The 11,675-nt window shown below is 34.7% G+C and carries 11 protein-coding genes; all 11 read left to right on the top strand.

Annotated elements, in window-relative coordinates; genetic code table 11:
- Positions 1 to 360: 360 nt before the first annotated feature.
- The 11 genes from SLH48_RS01945 (at position 361) to rpoD (ending at position 11,476) form a co-directional block, all read left to right on the top strand.
- A complete protein-coding gene (locus SLH48_RS01945; protein ID WP_320256823.1) occupies positions 361 to 2,568 on the top strand; it encodes an HD family phosphohydrolase in 2,208 nt (735 codons plus the stop codon).
- Positions 2,565 to 3,035 (top strand): rRNA maturation RNase YbeY, encoded by a 471-nt coding sequence (gene ybeY / locus SLH48_RS01950; RefSeq protein ID WP_214480306.1) that lies wholly within the window; start codon positions 2,565 to 2,567, stop codon positions 3,033 to 3,035. The genes SLH48_RS01945 and ybeY overlap by 4 nt, the downstream gene beginning before the upstream one ends.
- Positions 3,019 to 3,396, top strand: a complete 378-nt coding sequence (locus SLH48_RS01955) for a diacylglycerol kinase family protein (protein ID WP_320257145.1) — start codon at positions 3,019 to 3,021, stop codon at positions 3,394 to 3,396. Before ybeY ends, SLH48_RS01955 begins: the two co-directional genes overlap by 17 nt.
- A gap of 348 nt (positions 3,397 to 3,744) precedes the next feature.
- Positions 3,745 to 4,653, top strand: a complete 909-nt coding sequence (era, locus tag SLH48_RS01960; RefSeq protein ID WP_320256824.1) for a GTPase Era — start codon at positions 3,745 to 3,747, stop codon at positions 4,651 to 4,653.
- A gap of 178 nt (positions 4,654 to 4,831) precedes the next feature.
- The gene (locus SLH48_RS01965; RefSeq protein WP_214480303.1) at positions 4,832 to 4,975 is read left to right on the top strand and encodes a YqzL family protein; all 144 of its coding nucleotides are present in this window, start codon (positions 4,832 to 4,834) and stop codon (positions 4,973 to 4,975) included.
- A gap of 30 nt (positions 4,976 to 5,005) precedes the next feature.
- Positions 5,006 to 5,758, top strand: coding sequence for a DNA repair protein RecO (gene recO, locus SLH48_RS01970; RefSeq protein WP_320256825.1), 753 nt, complete (start codon positions 5,006 to 5,008; stop codon positions 5,756 to 5,758).
- 126 nt (positions 5,759 to 5,884) lie between these two features.
- Entirely contained in the window at positions 5,885 to 6,526 is a 642-nt protein-coding gene (locus tag SLH48_RS01975) for a helix-turn-helix transcriptional regulator (RefSeq protein ID WP_320208054.1), read from the top strand.
- Positions 6,527 to 6,568: 42 nt separating this feature from the next.
- On the top strand, positions 6,569 to 7,378 hold the full coding sequence (locus SLH48_RS01980) for a pyruvate, water dikinase regulatory protein (protein ID WP_214480298.1): 810 nt from the start codon (positions 6,569 to 6,571) through the stop codon (positions 7,376 to 7,378).
- A 633-nt stretch (positions 7,379 to 8,011) separates the two neighbouring features.
- Entirely contained in the window at positions 8,012 to 8,458 is a 447-nt protein-coding gene (locus SLH48_RS01985) for a YaiI/YqxD family protein (protein ID WP_320257146.1), read from the top strand.
- 35 nt (positions 8,459 to 8,493) lie between these two features.
- Positions 8,494 to 10,299 carry a DNA primase gene (gene dnaG, locus SLH48_RS01990; protein ID WP_320256826.1) on the top strand — a complete coding sequence of 602 codons (1,806 nt, stop codon included), beginning with the start codon at positions 8,494 to 8,496 and terminating at the stop codon, positions 10,297 to 10,299.
- Between the two features lie 52 nt (positions 10,300 to 10,351).
- Positions 10,352 to 11,476 carry an RNA polymerase sigma factor RpoD gene (gene rpoD, locus SLH48_RS01995; RefSeq protein WP_214480295.1) on the top strand — a complete coding sequence of 375 codons (1,125 nt, stop codon included), beginning with the start codon at positions 10,352 to 10,354 and terminating at the stop codon, positions 11,474 to 11,476.
- Positions 11,477 to 11,675 lie beyond the last annotated feature (199 nt).

The following is an 11,675-nucleotide window of genomic DNA, read 5'->3' on the forward strand; positions in this document are numbered from 1 at the left end:
TACGGTTATTGTTCGGTAACATTGTTGCTCTTTTAAAGACATACAACAGCACGAGGTTCTAAGAGGTTTTCATCGTTTAGTGAAGGATAAGAAGCTAAGGTAAGCTAGTTGTATCGTGTTTTAGCCTAAGTATAAGGCTGTTTTCGCATAGATTATTTGTTTTTCGTACAGAAACATAATCACGGATACAACTGGATATCGTGTCATCATCTCGTCTATAAAATGATGACTGTATAATAAAACGTCTTCTTTATATTCTAGTTCAGGAACGATAGCAACAAAGTTTACGAAAAGAGCCTAGTATGAAAAATAACATTGCGGCAAAAGCAGCTTTTCTAACAAAGGAGGGGAGCAAAATTCATGAAACTAATCGAATATATGAAAAAACTTTTAACATTGCTAAAAGAATATAAGTTTGTTCATATCGGTTTTTATGTTGTTATAGCAGCGGTTATATTTTTTGCTTTATATAGTAACGTAGAGCCAAAGAAGTACAATATCCAATTACACAATGATGCAGAACAAACGATATACTCCCCAAAAACGATAGAAGATAAAGAAATGACTGAGCGAAAAAGAAAGGAAGCTGCTGGAGAGGTACAGGATGTATTCTTACAAAAGAAAGAATATGAAGAAAATAGCGTAGATGTAATTTCTGACTTTTTTTCTTGGATTGATGAAGTCAATGGAGAATTGAACGAAAAATATGCAAATATAAGAGCGGTTATTGAAAACGAAGAAGGCATAGAAAATGAAGAAGCTGAATTAGAGGCACAACGCTTAGAACCGACTGATGAAGAAAAAATAGAGTTACTCAAAACAAAGATGCCAGAAGATATAGTTAATCTATTCACAGATCAGGAGATCGAAGTTCTATTTCAAGCTACACCTGAGCAATTAACAAGTGCTCAAGAGAAAGCTATTACAGTAGTCCAAAATATTATGAGTGAAGAACTCCGTACTAATGAAATAGAAAGTGCAAAAAGACAAGCAGAGAATGAATTACAGTACCTCAATGTTAAATCTTCGTTAAGGAATACTATATCTAAGTTAGTGAAATTCGTCATTATTCCTAACATGATTTATGATGTAGAAGCTACCGAGGAAAAACGGGAACAGGCAAGGAACGCTGTGGAGCCCGTGATGATTATTCAAGGTCAAATTATTGTAGAGGAAGGAGAGCTGATAACTCAAGATATCATTAGAAAGCTTGAAGTAATTGATTTAGTACAAAATAAACGTTCTTTTCAGCCTTTTATAGGACTTGGCTTAATGATAGGTTTGATGTTAGCAGCAGTTGCATACCATTTCTCTAGAGATGAAAGTAAAAGGTCAAATAAGAATGTGGACTTATTGTTATATACAATCATATTCACTATAACGATTTTGCTGATGAAAGGAACTAGTTTACTGCATCAGTTTGGATGGTCAGATATTGGTTATTTAACTCCAATTGCTGTAGGCCCTTTGTTAATCAAGGTGTTCATAAATGATCGCTTAGCGGTATTAACTAGTACGATATTTGCTGTGTGCGGTAGTATTATGTTTAACGAAGGAGTTATTGGTTCTTTTAACTTTTCGATTGGTGTTTACTTTTTATGTAGTGGCTTAGTAGGTGTGTTTTTCTTAGATCGAATTAACCGTCGTGCAAAAATTCTTCAATCTGGTCTATTTATTTCGGTAATTAATATTATTGTAATTACATCAATCATGTTACTGAAAAACGGACAATATTCTTTATTGGAAATAGGAATTTACGTAGCAATGGCGATATTTTCAGGTCTCTCAGCAGCTGTTCTCACAATCGGGATTATGCCATTTTTAGAAGCAGGTTTTGGCATACTTTCGACGATAAAACTTATAGAACTGTCAAATCCAAACCATCCTTTGTTAAGGAAAATACTAGTGGAGACTCCAGGGACATATCATCATAGCGTTATGGTTGCAAATCTATCTGAGGCTGCATGTGAAGCCATTGGTGCAAATGGTTTATTAGCAAGAGTCGGTTCATATTACCATGACATAGGAAAGACGAAGAGGCCTCAATTTTTTATTGAAAATCAAATGAATATCGAAAATCCTCATAACAATATTGCCCCGCAGCTAAGTAAAAATATAATCATTGCACATGCAACAGAAGGGGCAGAAATGTTAAGGAAACACAAGTTGCCAACTGAAATTGTGGATATAGCAGCACAGCATCATGGAACATCATTAATAAAGTATTTTTATCATAAAGCTCAACAGCAATCTGAAATTCCTATATCAGAAGAAGAGTTTCGCTATCCAGGGCCAAAACCACAAACGAAGGAAGCTGCCATAATAGGAATTGCAGATAGTGTAGAAGCAGCAGTACGCTCGCTAACAAATCCTAGTTCAGCAGAAATTCAAAAGCTCATTAAGAATATCATTGCAGATCGATTACAAGATGGGCAGCTGAACAATTGCGATTTAACTTTGAAAGAGCTTGATGTTGTTTCATCATCCCTATGTGAAACTTTAAAAGGGATATTCCACTCAAGAATTGAATATCCAGAAGCAACGAGACAGAAGGTGAAAGAGGCATGAGTTTAATTATCGATTTTATTGACGAAACAAAAAATGTGAGAGATGGACATCAAAACTTGGTGGAAGACATCTTACAATTTGTAGCAAAAAGAGAAAATATTGATGACGGAGCAGAAATATCAATTACATTTGTTAGCAATGAGCGCATACAAGAAATTAATCGAGAGTATAGAAATAAAGATCAACCGACTGACGTTATTTCATTTGCTATGGAAGAAATGGGGGAGGATGAAATCGAAATTACAGGTATAGAGCTTCCTGTAGTGCTAGGAGATATTATCATTTCTACAACCAAAGCAGAAGAACAGGCAGAAGAATATGGACATTCATTTGAGAGGGAGCTCGCTTTTTTATCAGTTCACGGATTATTGCATTTGCTTGGCTATGATCACGAGACCGAAGAAGAAGAAGTAATTATGTTTACTAAACAAAAGGAATTACTTGAACAATATGGGCTATCGAGATAGAAATAACAATAAATTTAGAAACAGTTTGTTGTTTGCGATAAATGGAATTAAACATGTAGCTAGTAGGGAAAGAAATTTTAAAATTCATATTAATATCGCCATTGTTGTGTTATTTTTAGGACTATTTGTTGGACTTTCTCCAATAGAATGGGTGGCAATCATCATTACAATAGGCATAATGTTGAGTCTGGAAATGATAAATACAGCTATTGAAAGAACAGTTGACTTAATTACAACTGATTACCATCCATTAGCTAAACTTGCCAAGGATATTTCAGCTGGAGCAGTTTTGCTTTTTGCGATTATTTCCGTTATGATTGGAATACTTATTTTTCTGCCAAAACTTATATTGTTTTTATAATCGAGGCGCTTCTGCATTTCGAATTGTCTAGCACCAGCGCCTATCCCCTCGAGTCACTTCGTCATTCCACTAGAAGGCAAAAAACGCCTTCAAATGAAATGACTCCAGTGCTTATCAGGGATGAACAAGGCGCTTCTGCATTTCGGATTGTCTAGCACCAGCGCCTATCCCCTCGAGTCACTTCGTCATTACACTAGAAGGCCAAAAGCGCCTTCAAATGAAATGACTCCAGTGCTTATCAGGGATAAACAAGGCGCTTTGTGCATTCCCCTTCAGTCACATTTGATGCACTCAAGGGCTATCGTTTTGTATGTTTCTTACTAATTTACGACATCTTGGAGGATTTTGATGAATACTACAAAATATCATTCAGGCTTTGTATCAATCATTGGTAGGCCGAATGTTGGAAAATCAACTTTTTTAAATCATGTAATTGGTCAAAAGATAGCAATTATGAGTGATAAACCTCAGACGACACGAAATAAAATCCAAGGGGTTTATACGGAAGACCACAGTCAAATTATTTTTATTGATACACCAGGAATACATAAACCGAAACACAAGCTTGGCGATTTCATGATGAAGGTAGCGCAGGATACTTTAAGAGAAGTTGATATCGTCCTATTTATGGTAAATGCTGTTGAAGGAATTGGCCGTGGTGATGAATATATTATTGAAAGATTACAAGCGGTGAATACGCCAGTCTTCCTTGTTGTAAACAAAATAGATGAAATCCATCCTGATGACTTGTTGCCGTTAATTAAGCAATATGAAACGAAATATGCGTTTAAAGAAATTGTTCCGATTTCTGCGTTACAAGGCAGTAATGTCGAAACGCTGTTAGACCAAATAAAAAAATATTTACCTGAAGGGCCTCAGTATTATCCGGAAGATCAGGTAACTGATCATCCTGAAAGATTTATTATTGCTGAGTTAATTAGAGAAAAGGCACTACATCTAACAAGAGAAGAGATTCCACATTCTATTGCAGTGGTAATAGACGGTATTCAACGAAGAGAGAATAATAATGCCATTTATATTAGTGCAACGATAATAGTGGAAAGAAGCTCTCAAAAAGGGATAGTTATTGGAAAGCAAGGAAAGATGCTAAAAGAAATTGGAAAAAGGGCACGACATGACATTGAAACATTATTAGGAACGAAAGTGTTTTTAGAACTCTGGGTTAAAGTTCAAAAAGATTGGCGCAACAAATTGACACATATTCGAGACTTTGGTTTTAATGAAGAAGATTATTAATGATATCGATTTGGACAAGTTGTCATCCTGGACTTTTTCCCATAAAATATAGGGGTAGACGTTTAAGAAACACCTTTTAACAAAATTTGTGTAACATGATATTGGCAGGAGTGCTCACCCTAAACATAGGGATTGGAAGTTATATGCTAGCGTGTATCATCAGAAAGGTGGGATTCTTATGTTAGATTTTACCTGGAATATATTTAGTCGAACAGGTAACATTGATACGTACCTTCTTTTTAAGGAATTAGAGAAGGAAAACGATGGAGGACCCGAAGACAAAGAGAATGACCTAGCAAAACTAGATTTTCCAATGTCGTGATCTGCCTGATTTTTTGGTGGTGGACAAAACTTGTTACAAAAGTATGAAGGAATTGTTATCCGAACAAATGAATATGGTGAAACAAACAAAATTGTTACTCTATTTACTAGGGAAGCAGGTAAAATTGGAGTAATGGCTAGAGGAGCAAAGAAGCCTAATAGTCGTCTAGCCTCAATTACTCAACTATTTACTTATGGCCATTTCTTAATACAAAAAGGGAGTGGACTAGGCAACCTTCAACAAGGAGAAGCAAGCTCATCATTACGAGCTATTCGTGAAGACATATTTCGTACTGCATACGCGTCATATATTGTAGAGCTGACCGATAAAAGTACGGAAGACCTAAAAGTAAACCCTTTTTTATTCGAATTACTTTATCAAACACTCAACTATATGAATGAGGGAGAAGATTTAGAAATATTAACCTTCATTTATGAAATGAAAATTTTACAAGTATTAGGGTTACATCCGGTGTTAGATCATTGTGCCATTTGCCATAATAGTGAAGGACAGTTTGCTTTTTCTATAAAAGAAGGTGGTTTAATCTGTCATAGGTGTTATGGAAAAGATGCTCATCATTTGAAGATATCGCAGGCTACAGTAAGATTATTACGACTTTTTTACTATTATGATCTAAGTAGATTAGGCAGGATTTCTGTTAAAACTGAAACAAAGCAACAATTAAAGACAATCATAGCTGCATATTATGATGAATACTCAGGGTTAGCGTTAAAATCAAAAAGATTTTTAAATCAATTAGACAACTTGAAAAATAAACTATAATGTATTTAACATCAGCCTATTGTATTAAAACATACAGTAGGTTTTTTCAAAGCTACCAACTTAGTATATAATATCTTGTAGTAACAAACTACATAGGAGTATATATCACAATGGCTAAAATTAAAGGTGGTGATTACAATCGAATTAAGTAAACGACAGGAGCAAATACTACGAATTGTTAAGGACAATGGACCTATCACCGGTGAACATATTGCAGACCAATTAAATTTAACAAGAGCGACTTTACGGCCTGACTTAGCTATATTAACAATGGCAGGCTACTTAGAAGCAAGACCCCGTGTTGGCTATTTTTATACAGGAAAGACTGGTTCACAACTGTTGAGCGATAAAATAAAGAAAATCTTAGTTAAAGATTACCAATCAATTCCTGTTGTAGTTAATGAAGGTGTGTCGGTATATGATGCTATTTGTACAATGTTTTTAGAAGATGTTGGTACACTGTTCGTAGTAGATGATAACACTTCACTCGTTGGGGTTTTATCAAGGAAAGATTTACTTAGAGCTAGTATCGGTAAACAAGAGTTGACAACAATTCCTGTTAATATTATTATGACAAGAATGCCGAATATAACGATGTGTAAAAGAGATGACTTAATGATTGATGTTGCTAGAATATTAATTGAAAAACAAATTGATGCATTACCAGTCATAAAAGAAACAGACAAAGGATATGAAGTAATCGGTAGAATTACGAAAACAAATATGACAAAGGTACTTGTAGCAATAGAGGAAGATGAATTAATATAAACAATTTGTAAGTCTATTAATATACTGAAATGGGGGAATAGGATGAATAACCCACAAATATACGTAGTATCTGATTCTGTAGGAGAAACAGCAGAACTTGTTGTAAAAGCGGCAATATGTCAGTTTAGCAACACGAACATTGAAATTAAGCGAGTGCCATATGTAGAGGATACTTCTACACTTACCGAAGTAGTTTCACTAGCAAAAATGAATAATGCAATTATTGCTTATACGTTAGTCATTCCAGAAATGCGTACGTTTTTGATTGAAGAAGCAGCGCGTGAAGGTGTTGTAATTTATGATATTATTGGTCCACTTATAGATAAAATGCAAATTGCTTATGATACGAAACCTCGCCAAGAGCCAGGTATGGTTAGAAAGTTAGATGACGAGTACTTTAAGAAAGTTGAGGCTATTGAGTTTGCTGTAAAGTATGATGATGGAAGGGACCCTCGAGGGATTTTAAGAGCTGACATTGTCTTAGTTGGTGTGTCACGCACTTCCAAAACACCATTATCACAATATTTAGCTCATAAACGTCTAAAGGTGGCAAATGTACCAATCGTACCAGAAGTTGACCCTCCTGACGAACTATTTCAAGTACCTGCTAATAAATGCTTTGGGTTAAAAATAAGCTCTGAAAAATTAAACTATATAAGAAAAGAGCGTTTGAAGTCTCTAGGGCTGAATGATAAAGCGATATACGCAAATATAGATAGAATAAATGAAGAGTTAAGTTATTTCGATAATATTATTACCAAGATTGGTTGTGATGTTATTGATGTAACGAATAAAGCGGTAGAGGAAACAGCAAATACAATTTTAAACATCTATAATAATCGTACAATTTAGCGCATACACTTTTCAGTGATATGTGCTTTAGTATATTCAGCATTCAGCCCAATGGGTTGGTAAATTTATATAAATCATCTTTTCGCAAACTTTTATGGAATCGCAACATGTGTTTTTATATGTTTGTCATCGTTATAGAACAGAAGCCACTACCTCTAGTTGTATAATCGTGTAAACCTTAAGGACGAAAAACAATAATAAATACGAAAACAGCGATGATATAGACTAACTACACGTAGTTTTAGGTTCTAACTGTTTGTTTTACAAATGATATCACTATATGTTATTGAATATGAGCTTACTTTTTAATATAAAAACAACAATCAAGACTAAAGTAGCAATAAAGTTTGTTGTTATTTTTTTCATGCTTAAACTTGATTTATATTTATTTTATTTGTATAGCCAATCATTGAACTTTATATTATAATAAAAAATTGTGATAAAAAAGGTTTAGAGTTTGGTTATTACGAATAAACTATTTATTGTAAGTTGTCAAGGGGTAAACTTAAAAATAATTCGACAAAGAAAAGTAACAAATTTGTTACTTTTGTATTTATGATAAGGAGTATCTATGAAAAGAAGGAATCCTCGGAGTGATGTAGAATAGAGAGATATAGTAAAAAAGTTGTAAGGATCTTTGTAGATGCTGATTCTTGTCCAGTAAAATCAGAAATTGTTGAAGTTGCAAAAGATTATGTCGCAGATGTAACCTTTATCGCATCGTATGCACATGTCTCAGAAACTGACCTTGGAGCTAAGTGGATCTTTGTTGATTCAGCTAAAGAGGCAGTGGATTTACATATCATGAACAAAGTATGTGCAAATGATGTTGTCGTTACACAAGATCATGGATTGGCGAGTATTCTCCTACCGAAAGGTGTCGTTGTCATATCTCCACGTGGAAAAATATATCATGAAAACAACATGGATTTAATGCTACAGCTTCGGTATATTTCAGCAAAAGAACGGAGAGCTGGACACCATTCAAAAGGTCCAAAAGCGTTTTCATCAAATGATCGTAACTATTTTATCAAATCTTTTAAAAAAATTTTGTCGAAACTTGCAGGAATTAAATCATAAATAGAGAATAACTTTATCACACGGAGATGTTAGTTATGGGAAATCGAATTCCCGAAGAAGTTATCCAACAATTACATCACTCAACAGACATCGTTGATTTAATAAGTGAATATGTACAATTGAAGAAGCAAGGGAGAAACTATTTCGGACTTTGCCCATTCCATGGAGAAAAATCGCCTTCTTTTTCGGTCTCTCCAGAAAAGCAAATTTACCATTGTTTTGGATGTGGAGCTGGAGGAAATGCTTTTTCTTTTTTAATGGAACTTGAAGGCCTTTCTTTTGTAGAGGCAGCAGAACGCCTTGCAGCAAAGGTAGATGTTGATGTAAGCAAATACACAACTGCTCCTATTGAAGTGGCAAAGTCTAATGAGAGCTCTAAGATGCTTGAAGCGCATGACTTATTGAAAAAATTCTATCATCATTTACTTGTCAATACAAAAGAAGGCCAAGACGCCTTGGATTATTTGCTTAATAGAGGCATTACGAAAGAGATGATAGAAAAATTTGAGATTGGGTATGCCCTGGATTCTTGGGATTTCATTTCAAAGTTTCTGATGAAAAGAGGATTTTCCGCCATACTATTAGAAAAAGCAGGATTAATTGTTAAAAAGGACGCGGATGGTTCATTTTATGACAGGTTCCGTAACCGTATTATGTTTCCGATATATGATCATCAGGGACGTGTAGTAGCATTCTCTGGAAGGGTGCTTGGAAATGAAAAACCAAAGTATTTAAATAGTCCAGAAAGCTCTATCTTTAACAAAAGAAAACTATTGTATAACTTTCATCAATCAAGGTTGCACATAAGAAAGCAACAGCATGTTATTCTTTTTGAAGGGTTTGGAGATGTAATAGCTGCAAATAAGTGTGGCATTGAACATTCAATTGCAACGATGGGAACATCTTTAACTGATGAGCAAGCAAAGATAATAAGAAGAAATGTTGAATCAATTACCATTTGCTATGATTCTGATAATGCAGGAATCGAAGCATCCTTTCGTGCTTCAAAGCTATTATCTGATGAAGGATGCTTTGTGAAAATTGCGCAAATGCCTGAAGGCTTTGACCCTGATGACTACATTCAACAATATGGTGCAGAAAAATTTAATACCGATGTAATAGGGGCAAGTGTTTCGTTAATGTCATTTAAAATGCAATATTTAAGAAGAGGCAAAAACCTTCAAGATGAAGGGGAGCGCATGCGTTATATAGATGAAGCACTTAAGGAAATAAGCATTGTAGATAAGGCGGTTGAACGTGACCACTATATAAGGCAGCTATCTAGTGAGTTTTCTATATCATTAGACGCATTGCAGCAACAATTAAGCCAACTTCAAAAACAGGGACATCGTAAAAAGGATAATCATACATGGAATAGTAATAAAATATCATTTAGACCCCATACTCAGACAAAACTATTACCTGCATATCAAAATGCAGAACGTTTCCTAATTGCACATATGCTTCGTAATAAGGACATTGCATTTAAAGTTCAACAAACAATACAAGGCGACTTTAACATTGAGGAACATAGGGCAATAATTACTTATCTGTATGCATTTTATGAGGAAGGAAATGACGCTGACGTTAGCTCGTTCATCCAACATGTCCAAGATGGAAACCTTCAAAAAACAGTATCAGAAATTGCAATGTTGGCTATTAATGATGATGTATCAGAGCAAGAGCTTACTGATTATATAAACCATGTATTAACATATCCAAAACTTTTGAAACTAAAGGAAAAAGAGCTAGAAAAACAAAATGCCGAACAGCAAAAAGATTTTGTGAAGGCTGCAACCATTGCGAACGAAATTATACAAATATCAAGATCTCTTAAATAGGGACTTATTGTATAACTAGTTCCTCGTGAAAAGCTTGGAAGGAGGGGGACAGATGGCTGAAAAGTCAGCTCGTTCTAAAGATATTGATACTGAATTAACACTTGACCAAATAAAAGAACAATTAACAGAGGTAGGGAAAAAACGCGGGGTACTTACTTATGAAGAGATCGCCGAACGTATGTCAGGGTTTGAAATTGAATCAGACCAAATGGATGAATATTATGAATTTTTAGGTGAACAAGGTGTAGAATTAATTGGTGACGGTGATGAAGATAAAGACCCCAACGTCCAAGATCTAGCGAAAGAAGAAGAATTTGACCTTAATGACCTAAGTGTACCTCCAGGAGTAAAAATTAATGATCCAGTTCGGATGTATTTAAAAGAAATTGGCCGTGTTGATTTGTTATCTGCTAAAGATGAAATATCACTAGCAAAACGCATTGAACAAGGTGATGAAGAAGCAAAACGTCGTCTAGCTGAGGCAAACCTACGATTAGTAGTAAGTATTGCAAAGCGTTATGTTGGTCGTGGTATGTTGTTTCTTGACTTGATTCAAGAAGGCAACATGGGTTTAATCAAAGCGGTTGAAAAATTTGACTATGAAAAAGGATATAAATTTAGTACGTATGCAACCTGGTGGATTCGTCAAGCAATTACTCGTGCTATTGCAGATCAAGCGAGAACAATACGTATTCCTGTTCATATGGTCGAAACGATAAATAAATTAATTCGTGTTCAAAGACAATTATTACAAGATTTAGGTCGAGAACCTACTCCAGAAGAAATTGCTGAAGATATGGACTTAACACCAGATAAAGTTAGGGAAATTCAAAAAATTGCACAAGAGCCCGTATCACTTGAAACACCGATTGGGGAAGAAGATGATTCGCACCTAGGAGATTTTATTGAAGACCAAGATGCTACATCACCTTCTGAACATGCAGCGTATGAATTATTGAAAGAACAATTAGAAGATGTCTTAGATACGTTAACTGACCGTGAAGAAAATGTACTTCGCCTTCGATTTGGTTTAGATGACGGTAGAACGCGAACTCTAGAAGAGGTTGGCAAAGTTTTTGGAGTAACACGTGAACGTATACGACAAATTGAAGCAAAAGCACTGCGTAAATTAAGACATCCTAGTCGTAGTAAGCGACTAAAAGATTTTCTAGAATAATCTTGTCTTCGATTATTTTTCCATCACAATAGTTTACTTCAACTAAAAAGTTGGAGTGAACTATTTTTTTTTATAACATTTCTTGTAATTTATTGTACTGAATTGTTAGGTGTTTTGCAAATGGTTATAGAAATAAGTTTTTAAATATTTTAAAATGTTGAGAAAATTCATTAATTAACCTTATAATGGAATGTAAGCG

Source organism: Cytobacillus sp. IB215316 (assembly GCF_033963865.1).
In the GTDB taxonomy this organism is placed as follows: Bacteria; Bacillota; Bacilli; order Bacillales; family SM2101; genus Nanhaiella; species Nanhaiella sioensis.

Bases quoted from the DNA above. Each gene is read 5' to 3' on its own strand.
- SLH48_RS01955 (WP_320257145.1), top strand. From the start codon at position 3,019: ATGGGCTATCGAGATAGAAATAACAATAAATTTAGAAACAGTTTGTTG.
- era (WP_320256824.1), top strand. From the start codon at position 3,745: ATGAATACTACAAAATATCATTCAGGCTTTGTATCAATCATTGGTAGG.
- dnaG (WP_320256826.1), top strand. From the start codon at position 8,494: ATGGGAAATCGAATTCCCGAAGAAGTTATCCAACAATTACATCACTCA.
- SLH48_RS01980 (WP_214480298.1), top strand. From the start codon at position 6,569: ATGAATAACCCACAAATATACGTAGTATCTGATTCTGTAGGAGAAACA.
- ybeY (WP_214480306.1), top strand. From the start codon at position 2,565: ATGAGTTTAATTATCGATTTTATTGACGAAACAAAAAATGTGAGAGAT.
- SLH48_RS01945 (WP_320256823.1), top strand. From the start codon at position 361: ATGAAACTAATCGAATATATGAAAAAACTTTTAACATTGCTAAAAGAA.
- SLH48_RS01965 (WP_214480303.1), top strand. From the start codon at position 4,832: ATGTTAGATTTTACCTGGAATATATTTAGTCGAACAGGTAACATTGAT.
- rpoD (WP_214480295.1), top strand. From the start codon at position 10,352: ATGGCTGAAAAGTCAGCTCGTTCTAAAGATATTGATACTGAATTAACA.